This window comes from Asticcacaulis tiandongensis (assembly GCF_006475605.1).
GTDB classification, from domain to species: domain Bacteria; phylum Pseudomonadota; class Alphaproteobacteria; order Caulobacterales; family Caulobacteraceae; genus Asticcacaulis; species Asticcacaulis tiandongensis.
In genome coordinates this window covers 167,535-186,110 of record NZ_SSBC01000020.1, presented here as the reverse complement: position 1 = coordinate 186,110, position 18,576 = coordinate 167,535, and the positions used below count along the sequence as shown (strand labels likewise).

The following is an 18,576-nucleotide window of genomic DNA, read 5'->3' as shown; positions in this document are numbered from 1 at the left end:
AGGCCGCATCCCGATAAAGATAATCGGAATGCGGCCTGTAAAATACAACCTTAAAGACGGTTTCTAACCTTCGCCTTCGATCTCTTTCATAGCACTTTGCAGATAGTTGGGTTCGCCCATCAGCTTGATCAGGCTGAGTTGCGTCTCAAGCCAGTCAATGTGGTGTTCGGTATCCGACAGAATCTTCTTCAGAAGATCACGGCTGACATAGTCGGCATTGTCTTCGCAGAACTTGACGCCCTGCACCAGAATGCCGTGGCCATAGGTTTCAACCGACAGGTCAGCCTCAAGACATTCGGTGATGGTTTCACCGATCTTCAGCTTGTTCAGGTCCTGAAGATTGGGCAGGCCCTCAAGGAAGAAGACACGCTTGATCAGCATGTCGGCGTGTTTCATTTCCTCAATCGATTCCTGATAGACGATGCGGCCCAGATGATTGAGGCCCCAGTTTTCCAGCATACGCGCGTGCAGGAAGTACTGGTTGATCGCCGTCAGTTCGTTGGTCAGAACCCGGTTGAGAAGTTTAATGATTTCAGGATTGCCCTTCATGGCAGCCGCTCCTTAAAAGTGTCTATGGGCGGCAGAAGAAGGATGTTTAAAAGGCTACTCGGCGGCCATCTGGGCGCCAGCGCAAACCTCGTCGATCATCTGCCGGATGTCACAAACACATTTGGCGCACTGCGGACGGCTCTGGCAATGGTCGAAAACGGCCTTGACGGTTCCCGCCCCTGATAAAATGGCCTTTTGCGCATCTCTTTCGCGAATTGCGTTACAATTACAGACGTACACAGACTGACCCTATGCCTTTAGCGGTGTTAATGCCTCTGAGAATGGCTTTCATATAGATGACCATTAACCGGATTGCAAGTCAATTGCATCTGGTGGCAAGATTATTCCCTCCGCCCTCCCTGAACAGGGGTATGTGGCCTTGAGAACATCGCCTAGCTTCGGCTGTTCATCCTATGGAATCAGCCCATGAAAAAGTCTGCCGCGACACGCCTGTCCCTTTTGGTTTCCTCCGTGATTCTGGGGCTTTCGCCCCTGCCAATTCCGGCCGTTGCCCAGACATCCGTCCCTGCGCATGTCCCGCTCACAGTTGAACAGTGGATAAAGGAGGGCTTTCGTTTCTATGACCTGAAAGACAATGTGCGCGCGGCTGAGGCTTTTGAAAAGGCCGCCGAAAAAGGCAATGTGCTGGCCCAGACTCTGCTTGGGGCGATTTATGTCGCAGGCGGCAATGGCTTACAAGTTAACTATCCGAAGGCAGTGGGCTGGTTACGTAAAGCCGCAGATGCCGGAAGCGCCGATGCACAAAGTTTGCTGGCCGCCCTGCATAACGAAGGCAATGGCTTGCCCAGAGACCCTGTTAGGGCACGTCAGCTCTACACACAGGCCGCCGCAGGTGGCAATAATGCCGCTATTCAATGGCTGGAGAAGAATCCTCTGCCCAATCAGGGTCAGGGTCAGGGTCAGGGTCCGGCCGCCTATGCCAACAAAACGCCGGAACAACTCTACGATGAGGGGGAAAAACTGCATCTGGCGAAGAAATTCACCGAAGCCCTGCCGTTAATCACCGCTGCGTCCGAGCGCGGCTATGCGCCGGCCCAAAGCCGACTGGCAGGCATGCATCTGAGCGGTCAGGGGGTTCCGACAGATTACGCCAAGTCGTTCTACTGGACGAAAAAGGCCGCCGATCAGGGGCGGGCACTGGATGAATATGCGCTCGGGATAATGTACTGGAGCGGCATCGGCACTGGCAAAAATGAAGATACCGGTCGGCAATGGATTCGCAAGGCCGCCGACAAGGGGTTTCCTGCCGCTGTTGAGTGGCGGGCCAAAAATGACGGCTACACCAAAACCGCCGAAGAATGGTTCACCGAAGGGGCCAACTATCATCTGGCTGGTGATTACGCCAAGGCTGTCCCGTCACTGACCAAAGCCTCAGACATGGGCCACGCCCTATCCGCCAGCATGATTGGCGGCATGTACTTAGAAGGTACGCATTTCGCGCAGGACGACGCAAAGGCATTTCAGTGGTACAAAATCGCTGCCGACAGGGGCAACCGCGAAAGCCAGTTTCTGGTCGGCCTGCTCTATTATGTGGGGCGCGGCGTAACGCAGGATCAGGCAACGGGCAAACAATGGATCAGGAAATCAGCCGCGCAGGGCCTGACGCAAGCCACGGAATGGCTGGCTAAAAACGGCGGTTAGCCCGGAACCTTAAGCGTTTTCCTTAAACACCACCGTCACGCCGCGCTTTTTGAAATAGGACTGCATCAGCTTGCGGCCGGCGCGGTTGTTCTGGGCCAGACGCTCAGGCTCAACGACCACCTGCTTTTCACCGGCTTCGCTTAGCGCTTTCTTCAGGGCGCTGATATGCGTATCGAGATCGGCATTGTCCTCGATCATAGACGTATAGACGTTTTCAAGCGCTTCGGTAACTGTCAGGGTCGTCAAGGGAATGCTCCATAATCAATGCCCGCCCCTGTTATCAGAAACATTATGCCCTGATCAATCCTCAGAACCGTCATCAGTTGACCGGATGGCTTTGGGGCGGCCCCAGATAGGACGGCTTCAGGCCGCCTGTATCCAGCACAAGCTTCTGGATGACCACATTGGCATCGATGCGCCATATCTTGATTGTGTGATCGCCAGCCCTGAGCCCCTTGAACGGCACCTTGATAACATGGGCATTGTCGCTGACCGCCTTTTCCCAGTCAGGCTTATCGGGGATGAGGTCAAAACTCAGAATCTGCACCGGCCCGTCATCAATGGACACACCGAACCTAAGCCCCCCCTGCCCGCGCGTATCAAGCGTCGGCACCAGATAGACATGCAGTTCCGTATCGGCATCTTTGATCAGGCGGATGTCATATTCAAGCCGGACATTATCTTCCGGTGTCGTCGAAGGGGCATCCTGCGGCAGGGATACTACTGCCCCCAGTGTCCGGCCCAGATGGGGGATAACCGCCCAACCCACGTCAGATCGTTTTATCGACCGTTTAAAATTCGGTGCCTCGATGGAGACGACTTCGTTTTTCTCACCAAATTCATCGCCCGCCCGAATGTCCGGTTTAAACGGCTCGGGCGTGACCTTAAAAGCCGGTGCGGCTTTAGAATATGCATTCCGTTCAACCTTTGGCATGACCTGCGTTTCAGGCTGCTGCCAGTAGGTGTAACCAATACGCGTCTGTGACATCATATGGTTCCACTTGCCGCCATTCATCGCATGATAACGCGCGGATATAGCCTCATCATTTTTGAACAGGGCCTCTGCCCGATCGGCCCATTTATTGGCATCGGCATAGCCCCATCCATGCAGGGCGCGGTTCATGGCCACCGCCTCATAAAGCTGATACAGGTTCGACAGGGCGATGATCCGGTGGCTCACCAGATGGAAAAAGGCATCCTGCTGATCAGGGCGCAGTTTCGCGCCAATGGCTTCGGCATCGGCCTCAAGCGCTTTCAATTCGGCTACACGCTCCTGCCACTCGCCGCGACCAGCCTTGAGGTCTTCGAGTGTGCCCACACTGAACGTATCAGCATCCACCAGTTCAGGCTTACGGCGCGACGAAATCGTCGCATAACGGGTCATGAGATCGGCGATAGCCTCAGAATGCGTAACGCCGAACTGTTGCGCCGCCCATTGCGCAGACCAATGTGCCAACGCTTCCGGTGTCATGGCCTCAGGGTTCCATGCCATATCGAGGAAAAACGACAGCGGGATTTCAGCCGGTTTGATATCACCGACATTGACCACCCACAGGTCGCGGGCGCCACTGACATAGGCCAGATCCATCTGCTGCCAGGTCTTTTCAATCTGGATGGTGTCAATCCACTTATAGTTACGCGGCCCGCCGACATAGTCGAAATGATAATAGACGCCATAACCACCCTTACGGTCGAAGTCTTTGGTTGGCAACCGCCTGATCTGGCCCCAGTTGTCATCAGCAAACAGCAGCAACACGTCATCAGGCACCTGCATGCCGTGATCGTAATAGTCCTGCACCTCCTTATACAGCGCCCATACCTGCGGTGTGGCTTCGGGCGCGCGTCCGGTGACATCGGCTATGATCTTGCGCTGATCGGCCACGATGGTCTCAAGCAACTCGGTCGCCGTCCCCTCGGTCATGGGCTCATCACCATCACCACGCATCCCCAAAGTCACCAGACTGTCGTATATCGTCCCGTCCGTTTTGGTCATGCGCTCAATGCCGCCGCGCCAGAATTTGCGCAGGTTTTCGCCATTGGTGACATAGTTCCACGCCCCGCCGGTCACGCCCTGATCTTTATTGCGGTGCCATTCGTCCTGCGCCCGCATCATGGGTTCGTGGTGAGACGTGCTGACGACGATCCCCATCTCATCAGCCAGTTTATAGTTACGCGGGTCATCGTCGTTAAACGCCTTGCCCCACATGGCAGGCCACAGGAAATTGCCTTTAAGCCGCAGATTCAGCTCAAAAACGTTCTCATACATATCGGCATTGATGCCGCCGAACTTTTCCCGCGCCCAGTTGCCAAAGGCCGGTTCCTCATCATTGATAAACAGGCCACGGTATTTCACCTTGGGCTGATCCTGACGCTCACCAGCGGTGATATAGACCGACCGGCGACGCTCGACCGGCACATCCGCCCACCAGTACCAGGGCGACACACCGATTTTCGCGGAAATATCATAGGTGCCGAACACCGCCCCGCGCCGGTCGGAGCCAACAATCACCAAGGCCCGATCAATACCCGCAAACGGCTTATCGACCACCACCTGACGATAGGCTTCCCATTGGCCGCTGAGGTCGTCGGCCCGCACCGCACCCGAGGCCACAAGCCCGTCAACAACAGAATTGTGCCCCAGCGATCCGATGATCACCACCTGCCCTTTGGCGTTTTTAAGGTCATGTACCACCGTCGCCGGTTTGCCCGATACCCGCTCAAGGTCCTTGGCGAAGTTTCCGGCCACATGCAAAACCGCCGGATCATCCGTGGCGTCAACATAGATGCTGACGGGAGTGGCGTTGCGTATCAGTGCAAAAGCCGCCCCTGTGTCACGGTCACAGACACTTACCGGCGTATCACAGGCCAGTACTGATAAAGGTGTAAGAGCGGTAGCGGCCAGTAATGCGGCAATCATCTTAAGTCGCATGGGTCGTTTCCTCAGATTTTTATTTATTGGGCCTCAGCATGCTGAGAATGAAATTTTTCAGGCTGCCCATACGCTCAGGGGGCATGGGGCCAAACATGCCTCGCTGCGCTTCGGGCAGGTGGGCAAACGGTTCGCCGTTCACGCGGAAAATGAAATGGTCAAACATCTCTTTCCAGCCTGCGCGCATTTCGGGTGTCATATGGGCAAAAGCCGCAAGGGCCATGTAAAATGCCGGATAGGGCGGCATGAGATCAGGGCGTCCCGGACGCCACCAATAGTTGACCAGCATATTGAACGCCCCCCGCGCCTGCACGTCATGCCACCAGAAATAGGGGATATAGATGGCATCGCCCGGCTCAAGCACTGCCTGTTCCGCAGTTTCTAAAGCGTCGGCAAATTTCGGATATTTACCCAGTTCCGGCGCGATAACATCCGGCAAACTTATGGGCGTGCCATTAGGCGTCAGATCAAACGACCCCGGATAAAGATTAGGCAATTGCTCAGGTGGAAACAGCGTAAAGGTGCGCTCACCCGACACATTACAGGCGATATTGTCCATAATATCGTAATGGGTCTGGGTACGGGCGGCATTACCGATCCAGAAGCGCGGCCCCAGACGCGGATCAAGCAAACCGACCCGGTTTTCATTAACAAACGGCGGGCAATATTCGTGCGCGATCAGGGCCTGAAGTACATGGGCAGCGCATTCCCCTTCGCGGGGTGACTGCCCCTGATGTTGCAACAGCCAGTCAAGTGAGGCGCTTAAGGTTGTCGGAATTTTCTGAAAATTAAGCCCTGCAAAATCCGGCGTATAATAGAATTTCCCTCTGTGCTGCGCCTCAAGCGTCAAAGCCTGCGCCGGTTTACCAGTATCATGCTGCTTAAGATAGTTGCAAAGGGCCTCAGGTGAGGTTTGCGCCAGTCTGACCACCGGCCAGTCCACCACCAGACCCTTGAGCACCGCCGGACGGTTTGAGGGGATGATCTCCGCCTCAAACTGTTCTTTGGTGACGTTCTCATAAACGCGTACCGGTTTTACCATGGGCTATCTGTACCTGTAGAGGTTCAGGCGTTGTGCGCCGAAATGACTGGGGGGCAGGCGCAGATGCCGCCCCTGATGACTCTCGTCACCATTGAGCCAGCGCCCGTCCTGCCATTGCCGGTCAATGAACTCGGCTTCGATTATCCGGTCAATGGCAATCCGGTCATGGCCTTTCGGGTCTTCGAAGGTCAGAGTGACCCCTGAGCCCGCGACGATAAACTCATCCTTAGCCGTATGGATAATCAGCGCGCCGTGGGTCGCATGTTTCTGCTGATCCTTAGGCGTCCACGGATCGACAAATACCGCCTTAAAGCGATAGCCACCCAACTCAAAGAACTGAGGTGTCGTATCGACCTTGCCCTCACCATCCACAGGCGCAATCAGGCCCCGCATGGTGCCTTTGCCCTGATGGGCGGCAATGAGTGGTGACAGGTTTTTCAGCAGGCCATAGGCCTCACTTAAGCGCCCGTCACGCGGCAGGTTTTCTATCGCAAACGGAGAGACCCCGATCGTATCCAGTTCACCAAACGCATAGAAGGCTTCAGCCCCCGCCTCGGCCCGTTCGGCACGGTTCGATTCAGGAATGAACAGGGTATTGTCATGGCGTTTGAACTGCTGCACCCAGTGCACAAAATCCGGCCAGTAAATATCAATCGCCAGAATATCAATGGTCGGCGCACCAGCTTTCCAGACATCAAACAGATGCGGTAATGGCCCGGCGGACGGATATTCGCCCGACTTTTTTCCGGCCTGATTAAGCGCGGCATTGACGAATAACGGGATATTATGCGCGGCCTTACCCGATCTGGCCTGCGTCTCGACATATTGCGCATAGCCCCAGGCCTGAAACACCTCCTGCGCCGCATCGGACGTGCCAAATACCTCGGCCCATGTGCCTTTGGCTTTCGCGCCATTGGCGTCCCACAGGGCCTTCATCTGCGGATGCAGACGGGCGCGGTTCTTTGTCAGATAAGCCGTCAGCGCGGCAGGCACGGGCCCTTTCCACGCGGCTTCCGCCTCACGGCTGTGGTCGCGGGCCGACGGCAGCATACCAATCTCGTTCTGCACCTGAACCATGATCACCGTGTGGTCAGGGTCATTTTTCGCCAGATGCGCCATCAGGACGGCAAAGGCCTTGCGATCCGCCTCAAGCGTATCGGGATCATGCGCACTTAAAATATCCTGCGCCTGACCGTCACCGTTGCGGGCACGGGAAAAGCGTTTCGGGTCGTGCTTCACCCATGCGGGCACATAGGTGGACATGGAGTTTTTCCAAGCCCCAAACCACAGAAAGACCACGCGCATATCATTTGCCTGCGCCTGACGGATAATGCCGTCCGTCAGGGTGAAGTCAAAACGCCCCTCTTCCGGCTCAAGCTGCTCCCAAGTCAGGGGGATCAGCACCGTATTCAGGCCGCCAGCTTTCAATGTCTCCCACTGTTTCGCCAGATTAGGCAGGTAGGAACCGGTCGAATTGCCCAGTTCCCCCCCAAGGATCAGAAACGGCTGATCATCGACGATCAGTTGCTGGGTCGTTCCCTGTGTTTTCAGGTACGGGGCGGCGGCCTGAGCCCCGCCCGCAAGGGCGAAGCTCAGGGTCAGAACGCTGATCAGCGACTTCATTTACGCCACCGTCAGGGTGACGTTCTTGAGGTCCACACTGTTAGGGCCAACGCTGATGGTGAAGGTACCGGCTTCGACGACACGGGTCATGCTGGTGTCGAAGAACTCAAGCTCCGCAGGGCCGATTTTCAACTCAACCGTCTTGGTTTCACCCGGCTCAAGCGTGACGCGCTTAAAACCCTTCAGTTCCTTCACCGGACGGGTGACGGAGGCAAAGTCATCGCGGATATAAAGCTGCACCACCTCATCACCCTTGCGTGAACCGGTGTTTTTGACATCGACCAGAACCGTTACCGTCTCATTGGTAGCGATGGTTGATTTCGACAGACGCGGCTCGGAAATATCGAAGGTCGTATAGCTGAGGCCGAACCCGAACGGATAGAGCGGCGAGGTGTCGCCCCCGAGATAGCCGCGTCGTGCCGTAGGTTTGTGATTATAAAATACCGGCAACTGGCCCGTATTGCGCGCAAAGCTGATCGGCAGTTTACCGCCCGGATTGTAACGGCCAAACAGGATGTCGGCGGCGGCAAAACCGGTCTGTTGCCCGAGGTACCAGCCTTCGACAATCGCGTCGGCCTTTTCCTGCAACAGGTTGATCGACAAGGGTCGGCCATTGAGCAGGAACACAGTGGTTGGTTTTTTCAGTGCGAAAATGGCTTCGGCCAGTTCGTTCTGCTCACCAACCATATCAAGCGAGTCACGATCCCCCAGATGGTTGTCGGCCCAGGCCTCACGTGAGGTTTGCTCATTGTCCCCCAGAACCATGATGATGGTGTCGGCGGTTTTCGCCGACTCAACCGCTTCGGCAATCAGGCGACGATTGACCGCCGGATCGACGAAATGCACCTCATCGGCCGCCCAGTCGCGTTTTTCGGTGATGCGCACAGCTTCGCGGTATTCGAGCGTGAAGCCCTGTTGTTTGGCTTCGCGCTCAAGGCCCTCATAGATCGACACCACGTGACGCGGAATGTCGGAATAGCCACCGATCGGCGTGTCCTTGGCGTGTGTACCGAGCAACAGCACCTTGCCGACGGTCTTGCCATCCAGCGGCAACATGCCGTTGTTTTTCAGGAGCACGACCGACTTGAGGGCCGAGTCATGTGCCAGTTTCACCGCCTCAGGTGTTGCCGTCAGGCTATCGGCTTTCTTCGCATCAACATAAGGGGCCTCGAACATACCCGACAGGAACTTCCATTCGAGAATACGGCGCACAACGGTGTCAATCTCGGCGATGCTGATGCGGCCTTCGTTGACCAGTTCCACCAGATGCGGATAGGCTTCACCGTCCGGGGTTTCGATATCAACACCGGCCTTAAGCGCTCGGAAGGCGGCTTCCTTGAGGTTCGGCGTCAACTGGTGACGGCTGATGAGTTCCTTGATGGCGAAATAGTCGGAAACCGTCAGCCCCTTAAAGCCCCACTCCTCACGCAGGATCTTCGTCAGCAGCCAGCGGTTGGCGTGTGATGGCACACCATCGATTTCGTTATAGGACGGCATGATGGCCGCGATAGGCGTTTCGTTGACGATCTTTTCAAACGGCGGGAAATAGACTTCGCGCAGGACGCGCTCGGAAATCTGCGCTGGCCCGACATTGGTGCCGTTTTCCGGCTGACCGTGACCGGTCATGTGCTTCAGGGTCGCAAACACCTTATCAGGTGCCAGCTTACGCTCAGTACCTGAGAAGCCCTTGACCGAGGCCACACCCAGAACGCCCATCAGATAGGTGTCCTCACCAAAGGTTTCTTCAACGCGGCCCCAGCGCGGCTCACGGCAGACATCAACCACCGGCGTCAGAGCCAGATTGGCCCCACGCGCCCGCATTTCCTTGGCGCAGACGGCATAGATGTCTTCGACCATTTGCGGATCAAAGGCCGAGGCCATGGCAATGGCCTGCGGGAATGAGGTCGCATCGCGTGCCACATAGCCGTGCAGGGATTCTTCGTGCATAAACATCGGGATGCCCAGACGGGTTTTTTCAACGGCCCACTTTTGCGCCGCATTGATATAGGTCGCCGTTTCAAAGGCGGTACGGTTGACGACCTCGGCGTCAGCACCGGCATTTTCATTACCCTCGCTCATGCCGCGCTTGTCGCTTGGGCGGGCAATCATACCGAGGCCATTGGGGAATTCCGCAGACGCTTTTTTCGGGTCAAAATCGCCTTTGGGGTTGTTGATCTTGCCCTTTTCGAGCCAGATACACTGCATCTGGGCGACTTTTTCCTCTAAGGTCATGCGCCCCAGAAGGTCGTTGGTGCGCGCCTCAACCGAAGCGCTGGCGTCCTTATAGAGCGGTTTGCCCTGGGCTGAGGCCGATCCGGCGACGCCTAAAAACAGAGCGGTAGCGCTAACATTTGCAGTGAAACCTCGGCGCGTAACGGTTGTCGTAGCTTGGGTCATTTCATACTTCCCTTGTAGTGGTTTTTTTCTGGTTGTTATTCAAAAAGCGTCCCGCTCCGTCTGCGGCGGAGCGGTATCTCAACGGCGAACTCAGCCGTGTACGAACTCTGGTGAAGCACAGTGGCGTTTAATAAACTCAGCCTGACTGGGCATGACCTGTGACGATCGATAGATGACGTCCTTGATGTCATGCAGTCTGGCCTTCAGTTCCTCATCCGTCAACATCTCAACGACCGGATCATAGCTTCGTGACTGCATTCTCTGACCGGTCATGACGGCAAACCAGCTTGTGTCATTGAACAGTTCAAGGTCTTCGCGGAAAATACGCCCGCGGCTTTGGAATACTTCGTATTTTTCCTTAAGCCGGTCAGGCAGCGGAATATTACGGCAATAGTCCCAATAGGGCGTGTCATCGCGTTCCGTGGCATTGAAATGCAGCACAAGAAAATCGCGGATATATTCATATTCGTTGGTGCTTAAGGTATTGAAGCGGTCACGGTCCGCCGGTTCAAAATCCTTATCGGGGAACAGTTGCAGAAGCTTGGCGATACCGCTCTGGATCAGGAAGATCGAGGTCGATTCCAGAGGCTCCATAAAGCCCGCCGCCAGACCGATCGCCACAACATTTTTGTTCCAGAACTTCTTGCGATGACCACCGACAAATTTAATCAGGTGGGGTTCCTGAATATATTTGCCGTCCAGATTCTGAAGGAGTGTGTCACGCGCCTTTTCTTCATCGACAAAATTATTCGAGAACACATAGCCCGTGCCGATACGGTGCTGAAGCGGAATACGCCATTGCCAGCCCGCCTCACGCGCTGTTGCCCGTGTGAAAGGTGTAAAACCGACGGTCTTGCCGTTTTCATCACGGTGATATTCGCACTGCGTCGCCCAGGCACGGTTATTAGGCAGATATTTCGACCAGTCATTATAACCGGTTTTCAGCACCTGCTCGATCAACACGCCCCGGAAGCCTGAGCAGTCGATAAACAGTTCAGCCTCAAGGCGCTCACCATTCTCAAGCTTAATGGCGGTGACAAAACCGTTTTCCGGATTCTGTTCGACATCAACGACTTTGCCTTCGACGCGGGTGACGCCATGTGCTTCGGAAAACCGCCGAAGGAATTTGGCATAGAGGCTGGCGTCAAAGTGAAAGGCATAGGAAATATTGGCGATGGGTGAATTTTTCGCCGAACGATCCGCGCGCATGAAGCGATTTTCGCGTGCAGCGACCGACATCAGGTTATAGTCGGAAATTGAATCCACCACCCCAAGGGTCTGAAGCTTTTGCCAGTAGGCATGGAATGATACGCCGCGCATATCAACGCCATACGGACCAAAAGGATGGAAATAGCGATCGCCCTTACGCGCCCAGTCAACAAACTCGATACCGAGCTTAAATGAGCCATTAGTCTGACGGACAAAGTCGTTCTCATCCAACCCCAGAAGCCGGTTGAAAACATTCAACTGCGGAATGGTCGCTTCGCCGACGCCCACCGTAGCGATTTGTTCGGATTCGACCAGCCTTATGTCGGCATAGTCCTTACCCAGAATCTTGGACAAGGCCGCTGCCGTCATCCACCCCGCCGTGCCGCCACCGATAATGATGATCGACTGAATCCGGTTCTCACGCATAAACCTACGCTCCTGCTTCCTCTGTATATTTAAATAACGTCACGGCGGTTCAGGCCCGCCCTGACGCCGCCTGCTCTATCTGCTGCCGGAGTACGGCAAAGGATGGCAGGCGATTGATTTCATGGTTGATGATATTGCGCATCTGTTCAAGTCTTTTCAGCGTCAAAGCCTTGTCGAGCGCATCAATCGTGCGGTCATAACGCTCAGGCCGGATGCCCCGCCCCCACAAAAGTGAAAGGAAGTCGGCTTCACTGGCCGTTTCGTCGTCCAGCATCTGAATGTAACCGCGACTTCGGAAATAGCTGACCTTTTGCCGCACGCTTTCTGACCAGCCTGATTCCGCATAATGCAGCCGCGCAAAATCAGCCGTACGGTCAAAGCTCTGGGTCAGGACACGGTTATATTCGCGCGCCAGTTCCGGCCGACTTTCCTGATCGGGAAACAGCGCCAGAAACTGCGTCAGTTCGTGCTGAACAAACATCAGTTCATGCAGGCCAATGCCGTCCAGTACCCCTGAGGCCTCACCGATGCTCAGCACATTATCCTGCCAGAAGGCGGTGCGGCGGCCCTGTACAAAGGTTTCGATTTCGGCTTCGGCACCCATGTCTCCCAACAGGTTTCGCGCCTGATCCGTATCTATTTGGCGGCTGTCATATACCAGCCGAATACGGTCTTCGCCGCCCACGGGCCGCCGCAGCATAAAGCCGCCGTCCACCGCCGTAATATGATTGGCCGCCCGTTCATCGGCATGAAGGGCGCCGACCTCAATAGCCCGATCATGAGACAAGCCGACTGCGGCCACAAACGGCACATTCCGTTGTTCCGTCAGCCAGCCGTCAGCATCAATGAAAAAGTCCGCCTCGACCGTCTGACCGCCCTCAAGCTGTATCGCACTGACCCTCCCCAGCTCATCACGGCTAAAACCAGACAGCGTGCCTTCAATGACTCTGACCATAGGAGAGGCCGTTTTCAGCAAGCGCCTGTAGGCTGCGGTATCAAGATTGAGGCCATGGCCCACGCCGGAAAGCGGAGACTCCATCGCCGACACGGGCGGTGTAAAACGCCCCGAAGCCGCAAGTTTCACCGCGGGGGCATAGTCGTCTATATCGACCATCCCCGTCTGCTGCGCCTGCCAGGTCAGGAAATGATGGAAGGGGGCTGTATTCAGGCGCACGCCATAGTCACCAAAGGCGCGCCAGAACGCCCCCGAACCAGTACCATCCCCAAACCCGTCGTATTGGCTTCCATAAAACGGTAAGGCCTTCGCCGCCGTGAACAGTTGCGCCTCATTGAGGCCGATGCGCGCATTGAAGGCACGAAACGAGGGCGGCGCACTTAAGGCACGGCGGCTTTGTGGCGCATCCGTCGCCACCACACTGACCTGTGTCAACTGACGCCCATCCAGCGCCTTCAGGCTATGCCCCAGAAAGGCTGCTGCCATCCATGCCGCATAGCTGTCGCCAATAATAACTAAGTGTCTGAGCGCTGTCATATTAGTGCAACGCCTTTTCCGGTGTAACCGATCCCGGGCAATAGGCCTCAAGGAAGGCTCCATTGGACGGCATGGCGTCCACCGCCTGATCAATGCGTGATTTGGTATGCACCATCAGCGCCTCAAGTTCCGCATCGTTCAGACGCTCACTCAAAGGATCATAGCTGTCCGGCATGACGCCCTGCCCGAAATAGACCGACAACCAACTCGGCTCCAGGAAGAATTTTTGCTTGTAATTGACCACAACGGCCCGCTGACGGAACAGGTCCATCTCATATTTCAGGGCGTCAGGTATCTCCATCGTCCGGCAATAGTTCCAAAACTCGGAATCTGTCCGCTCGGTGGCGTGATAATGCAGGATCAGAAAATCACGTACCCGCGTATATTCCATGCTCATGATGCGATTATATTCATCACGGTCTTCGTCGCGGAAATCCTTGTCGGGGAACATCTCAACCAGATTGGTCACCGCCAGATGGATAAGGTGGATCGAGGTCGATTCAAGCGGCTCAAGAAAGCCTGACGACAAACCGATCGCCACCACATTCTTATTCCACTGTTTCTTACGCTTTCCGGTGACGAATTTCAGAAGCTTCGGCTCAGTGAGAGTCGGCCCTTCAAGATTATTCATCAGCGTATCGAGCGCGTCCTGCTCATCTATAAAGGCGCTGGAATGGACATAGCCATTGCCCAGCCGGTGTTGCAGAGGAATGCGCCACTGCCAGCCAACCTTATGTGCTGTATTGCGCGTGAGAGGCAGATGACCCTCGCGGATTTCACAGTTCACCGCCCAGGCCCGGTCATTGGGCAGCCAGTGGCTCCAGTCCTCGTAGCCGGTTTTGAGTGTCTGCTCGATCAGCAGGCCATGAAAGCCCGTGCAGTCAATAAACAGGTCCGCCACAATGCGCTCACCGCTGGCCAGCTGAATGGCCGTAACATCGCCGGTTTCCGGATGCTGCTCGACATGGGTGACCTTGCCTTCGGTGCGTACGACCCCGCGCGCCTCACTGTATTTGCGCAAATAAGCGGCATAGAGATAGGCATCAAACTGATAGGCATAGGAAAAGGTCGATAAAACCGATTGCGGGTCTTTGTCAGGTAAGGCAAACCGCCCCTTATTCATCATCTGTACCGACAAGGCATAGTCACCAATCTCGGACGCCAGCCCTTTTTTATGCGCCCTGACCCAGTGATGGTGAAAGCCGACACCAGCCACAGATTCGCCAAAAGCGCCGAACGGATGGGCATAGCGCAGACCTTCGCGGCCCCAGTTGCGGAATTCATTGCCCAATTTGAAGGTCGCCTGCGTGCTTTTCATGAATTCACGCTCGTCCAGACCCAGGCGTGCGTTAAAATATCTGATGTGTGGCACAGTTGCTTCACCCACGCCCACCGTGGCGATTTCTTGCGATTCCACCAGACGAATATTCAAATCCGCGTGATTATAAAGATGAGAGAGACTCGCAGCCGCAATCCATCCCGATGTGCCGCCACCAACAATCAGAACACGCTTTATTTTTTTATCATTACAATCAGTCACTTTCATCCGCCCCCGTGCAGATTCAATATATGCGCCCTGCCCGCCCTTATTTATATGATAATTATCCATTTTGTCGGATTAATGTATATATTGTCAGACACATTTATCTATTGCAGTGCAACCTAAGCATATAACTTCCCTTTATATGTATATTTATGCAACTCTTCCCCTTATGACTTGTGACGCATTCTTGACACAAGCTTTATACTAACCTAAAAAATACGAGAATGATAGCGCTAACAAACTATCATCAATCAGGGAAGAACATCATGAGAGACTCAAAACGTACGCGCGGCACGCCGCGCCCATACGGTCGCAATGTATCCGCAGCAGCTATGCTTTGCGGCGTTTCGGCCGTTGCTTTGTCGGCTTTTGCCGCCCCCGCCTTTGCGCAAAACACAGCACCTGCGGCCGAAGAAGTCGAAGAGGTCGTCGTTACCGGCATCCGTCGTTCATTACAGAACGCGCAAAACATCAAAAGAACTTCAGACGTCATCGTCGATTCGGTTACGGCTGAAGATATCGGTGCCCTGCCCGACCGCTCGGTTACCGAAGCGCTTCAACGTATCCCCGGCGTATCGATTAACCGCTTCGCTGCCGGCGTTGACCCCGACCACTTCTCTGTTGAAGGTTCTGGCGTCACGGTCCGCGGCCTGAATCTTACCCGTTCAGAGCTGAATGGTCGCGATTCCTTCTCTGCCAACAATGGTCGCGCACTGAGTTTTGCCGATGTACCGTCCGAACTTATGGCAGGTGTAGATGTCTTTAAGAATCCTTCTGCCGACATGATCGAAGGCGGTATCGCGGGTACAGTCAATCTACGTACACGCGTCCCGTTTGGCTCAAGCGGTCAGGTTTTCTCCTTCTCCGCTGAAGGCTCTTATGGTGATTTCGCAAAAAAGTGGACGCCCACCTATTCAGCCCTCTATTCAAACCGTTGGGACACCGAAGTTGGTGAGTTTGGTTTGCTGGTCAACTATGTCAATTCGGAATTGACTACCCGCTCGGACGGTGCCCAGCTTTCCAACTATTCCTGCCGCGATGATATTTTAACATACGACGCGAACAATCCCACAGCCCCCGCCACACCTGTCACGGCTCCAGGCGTTTCCTGCAACGGGAATGCAGGCGTTTATTTCCCTCGTGGCGCCGTCATGCGCACACAAACGTCTGAGCGTAAGCGCGAAGGTTACGGCGTGGCTGCTCAGTGGCGTTCCACTGACGATACGATGCTGGCAACATTCCAGTTCCTGCGTTCCGAAGCCACTCAGGCGTGGACCGAACACACAATTGAAATTGCTACCGACAATGTCACCAGCAACGGCGATTCGTTCCCCGTCTACGGTACGGATGTTGAATATGATCAAAGCGGCGTCTTCACCAACGGCCTGATCAGTGGTTACACCGGTTGGCGCTCGGATGTGGCGGGTGGTAACGACAGCCGTACGCCACGTTACGGACTGCAATCCAATAACCAGCGCCGCGATCAAAATCAGGAATACATGACTCAGGATATGAGTCTGGCCCTGCAATGGACCCCTAATGAGCGCTGGGGCTTCAAGTTCGACCTTCAGCATGTGAAATCTGATGTGGTTGTAGATGACCACGGCCTCTGGTCTTCATCTTTCCAGGACGTCGAAATCCGCACCAACGGCAAAGACATTCCTGATATTCGCTTCCGCACCCCAACCCTTCTCAGCCCCAATGGCACCCCATGTGATCCGGCTAACGGAGACTGGGATAACGATAATGGGTGTGGTCTTTATGCAGGCCCTGACCATCCAACCTATGCCGACCCGTACAATACATTCTGGCGGGCGGCCATGGATCACTTCGAACGTTCGGAAGGCGAACTCCTTTCCTTCCGCGCCGATAGCGAATATATTTTCGAACCCAATAATTACATAACCTCGATTTCATTCGGTGCCCGCTGGGCTGAACGCGACCAAACAACGCGTTTCTCCAGCTATAATTGGGGGGCTGTATCAGAAATTTGGGGCGGTACCGGTCCTGTATGGCTTGATGAAACCCTCAACAATGGTCAGGCCGCATCATCGAATGGCTACCTGTTCGGCTTCGATAATTTCATGAATGGTGAAATCAGCCATCCATTGGATACGCCGCGCTGGTATTCTTCAATTGATGCCGTAGCAGATTATCAGACCTATCGTGATTTTGCGTCCGCAATCAGCAGCACCTGGCGTGACCCGCAGCATCCGGATTTTGTCTGCGGCGACGGCACACCGGCACCGCAAAACTGGGTACCTGCCGATCTTCGCTGTGATGTGGTTGACGGGCCGTTCCGCGCGAACGAAATAAACCCGATCAACGAGATCAACAAAGCCGCTTACGTTATGGTCAAGTACCGTCACGAAGCCGATAATGGCTGGACTTATTCCGGCAATGTCGGCCTTCGCTATACATCGACCAATCGTCAATCGGATGGCTATATTGCTTTCCCCTTCGCTTCCATGATGACCGAAGCACAATGCGCCGCGGCACGGGCGGAAAGCGTATTCTGTAATGACCTTTCCCCTGCAGTACGTGATCAGGTTCGCGCTTTTTCCAACGGTGCTATTATTCCGGTTTCGGCAAAAACCGACATGCGTTACCTCTTGCCGAGCTTTAACCTGAAGGTTCAGCCAAGCCCTGAGTGGGTGTTCCGTCTGGGGCTGTCCAAGACACTTACCTATCCTGAAATGGGTGTCATTCGTAACTATCAAAACTATGCGATGGATCTTCAGGATAACGCCCGTGAAACCGTTCAGGCTAACGGCGGTGTACCACGTGTGGTCGCAGGGATAGGCAACCCTAATCTCACAGCTACCACATCAAATAATATTGACCTCTCGGCAGAATGGTACTTCGCACCTGTCGGGTCATTGACTTTGGCCCTGTTCCATAAGGAACTGTATAATGTCGTGACTAATGATACGCGTACGGTTCCGCTCACGAACAATGGCGTAACCTTCGAAGGCGTTATCAGCCAGCCAATGAATTCACCTGACAAGGCGAAAATCAAGGGTTTCGAACTGGCTTACCAACAGACGTTCAATTTCCTGCCATCTCCATTTGACGGACTGGGCGTCAACGCGAACTACTCATATATTTCGTCGTCTAACGTGAGCCAAAGCACGCTCTCCGCAACCGATCCGGACGTTGCCGCTGGTCGTGTCTCGATAATTGATACGTCGCTGCTGCCGCTGCAGGGCCTGTCCAAGCGGAATGCCAACCTCGCTGTTTTCTATGAAAAATACGGGTTGTCTGCACGTCTGGCCTATAACTACCGCTCAGACTTCCTGATCACCGTACGTGACGTTATCGTCCCTTATCAACCTATCATGCAGGAAGGCGGCGGTCAGATCGACGCCTCACTCTTCTATGATATCACGCCGCAGATCAAGATTGGGGTTCAGGGTGTTAACCTGAACAACGAGATCACCCACACCCGGGCAATTCTCAACAATCAACTGCTGACAGCCGGTCGCTCATGGTTCGTAAACGACCGTCGCGTGACCTTCGTTATTCGTGGTACATTCTAAGTAACGCCACGCTTTAGCGAGAAAAAACTGACGCACCGGAAACATTCCGGTGCGTCTTTTTGCGCCCCCTGCCGCCTCAACTGAATTTTACGTGAAACGGCACAAATAGAGTTGACGCCTTTCCTTAAACGCGGTTTTGTTAGCGCTAACAAATAATATAAAATC

General features: G+C 54.7%; 12 protein-coding genes. 2 read left to right on the top strand and 10 right to left on the bottom strand.

The genetic code is table 11. The annotated features are described in order from the left end of the window. Positions 1 to 63: 63 nt before the first annotated feature. Together bfr and E5201_RS13220 are read right to left on the bottom strand one after the other, a co-directional pair. The gene (gene bfr / locus E5201_RS13225) at positions 64 to 549 is read right to left on the bottom strand and encodes a bacterioferritin (RefSeq protein WP_140986799.1); all 486 of its coding nucleotides are present in this window, start codon (positions 547 to 549) and stop codon (positions 64 to 66) included. Between the two features lie 54 nt (positions 550 to 603). Continuing rightward, the gene (locus E5201_RS13220; protein ID WP_140986797.1) at positions 604 to 789 is read right to left on the bottom strand and encodes a (2Fe-2S)-binding protein; all 186 of its coding nucleotides are present in this window, start codon (positions 787 to 789) and stop codon (positions 604 to 606) included. A gap of 186 nt (positions 790 to 975) precedes the next feature. Between E5201_RS13220 and E5201_RS13215 the strand changes: the two genes are divergently transcribed. Further along, positions 976 to 2,211, top strand: coding sequence for a tetratricopeptide repeat protein (locus E5201_RS13215; protein WP_140986795.1), 1,236 nt, complete (start codon positions 976 to 978; stop codon positions 2,209 to 2,211). Positions 2,212 to 2,220: 9 nt separating this feature from the next. Here E5201_RS13215 and E5201_RS13210 read toward each other — a convergent pair whose 3' ends face one another. From E5201_RS13210 to E5201_RS13175, 8 genes are all read right to left on the bottom strand, one after another. Then, on the bottom strand, positions 2,221 to 2,457 hold the full coding sequence (locus tag E5201_RS13210) for a hypothetical protein (RefSeq protein WP_140986793.1): 237 nt from the start codon (positions 2,455 to 2,457) through the stop codon (positions 2,221 to 2,223). Between the two features lie 73 nt (positions 2,458 to 2,530). Then, positions 2,531 to 5,140 (bottom strand): glycosyl hydrolase 115 family protein, encoded by a 2,610-nt coding sequence (locus E5201_RS13205; protein WP_140986791.1) that lies wholly within the window; start codon positions 5,138 to 5,140, stop codon positions 2,531 to 2,533. A 19-nt stretch (positions 5,141 to 5,159) separates the two neighbouring features. Further along, the gene (locus E5201_RS13200; protein ID WP_140986789.1) at positions 5,160 to 6,182 is read right to left on the bottom strand and encodes a cupin-like domain-containing protein; all 1,023 of its coding nucleotides are present in this window, start codon (positions 6,180 to 6,182) and stop codon (positions 5,160 to 5,162) included. Positions 6,183 to 6,185: 3 nt separating this feature from the next. Further along, positions 6,186 to 7,805: a GH35 family beta-galactosidase gene (locus tag E5201_RS13195; RefSeq protein ID WP_140986787.1), complete on the bottom strand. Its 1,620-nt coding sequence runs from the start codon at positions 7,803 to 7,805 to the stop codon at positions 6,186 to 6,188. Beyond that, the gene (locus tag E5201_RS13190; RefSeq protein ID WP_140986785.1) at positions 7,806 to 10,202 is read right to left on the bottom strand and encodes a glycoside hydrolase family 3 N-terminal domain-containing protein; all 2,397 of its coding nucleotides are present in this window, start codon (positions 10,200 to 10,202) and stop codon (positions 7,806 to 7,808) included. A 90-nt stretch (positions 10,203 to 10,292) separates the two neighbouring features. Then, complete coding sequence (locus E5201_RS13185) at positions 10,293 to 11,837, bottom strand: tryptophan halogenase family protein (RefSeq protein WP_140986783.1); 1,545 nt, start codon at positions 11,835 to 11,837, stop codon at positions 10,293 to 10,295. A gap of 49 nt (positions 11,838 to 11,886) precedes the next feature. Then, positions 11,887 to 13,329: a tryptophan 7-halogenase gene (locus tag E5201_RS13180; RefSeq protein WP_181404639.1), complete on the bottom strand. Its 1,443-nt coding sequence runs from the start codon at positions 13,327 to 13,329 to the stop codon at positions 11,887 to 11,889. A gap of 1 nt (position 13,330) precedes the next feature. Then, positions 13,331 to 14,875: a tryptophan halogenase family protein gene (locus tag E5201_RS13175; RefSeq protein ID WP_140986779.1), complete on the bottom strand. Its 1,545-nt coding sequence runs from the start codon at positions 14,873 to 14,875 to the stop codon at positions 13,331 to 13,333. A 263-nt stretch (positions 14,876 to 15,138) separates the two neighbouring features. Here E5201_RS13175 and E5201_RS13170 point away from each other — a divergent pair, with 263 nt between their 5' ends. After that, the gene (locus E5201_RS13170; RefSeq protein ID WP_246050750.1) at positions 15,139 to 18,411 is read left to right on the top strand and encodes a TonB-dependent receptor; all 3,273 of its coding nucleotides are present in this window, start codon (positions 15,139 to 15,141) and stop codon (positions 18,409 to 18,411) included. The last annotated feature ends 165 nt before the right edge of the window (positions 18,412 to 18,576 follow it).

Bases quoted from the DNA above. Each gene is read 5' to 3' on its own strand.
- bfr (WP_140986799.1), bottom strand. From the start codon at position 549: ATGAAGGGCAATCCTGAAATCATTAAACTTCTCAACCGGGTTCTGACC.
- E5201_RS13215 (WP_140986795.1), top strand. From the start codon at position 976: ATGAAAAAGTCTGCCGCGACACGCCTGTCCCTTTTGGTTTCCTCCGTG.
- E5201_RS13205 (WP_140986791.1), bottom strand. From the start codon at position 5,140: ATGCGACTTAAGATGATTGCCGCATTACTGGCCGCTACCGCTCTTACA.
- E5201_RS13200 (WP_140986789.1), bottom strand. From the start codon at position 6,182: ATGGTAAAACCGGTACGCGTTTATGAGAACGTCACCAAAGAACAGTTT.
- E5201_RS13195 (WP_140986787.1), bottom strand. From the start codon at position 7,805: ATGAAGTCGCTGATCAGCGTTCTGACCCTGAGCTTCGCCCTTGCGGGC.
- E5201_RS13190 (WP_140986785.1), bottom strand. From the start codon at position 10,202: ATGACCCAAGCTACGACAACCGTTACGCGCCGAGGTTTCACTGCAAAT.
- E5201_RS13185 (WP_140986783.1), bottom strand. From the start codon at position 11,837: ATGCGTGAGAACCGGATTCAGTCGATCATCATTATCGGTGGCGGCACG.
- E5201_RS13180 (WP_181404639.1), bottom strand. From the start codon at position 13,329: ATGACAGCGCTCAGACACTTAGTTATTATTGGCGACAGCTATGCGGCA.
- E5201_RS13175 (WP_140986779.1), bottom strand. From the start codon at position 14,875: ATGAAAGTGACTGATTGTAATGATAAAAAAATAAAGCGTGTTCTGATT.
- E5201_RS13170 (WP_246050750.1), top strand. From the start codon at position 15,139: ATGAGAGACTCAAAACGTACGCGCGGCACGCCGCGCCCATACGGTCGC.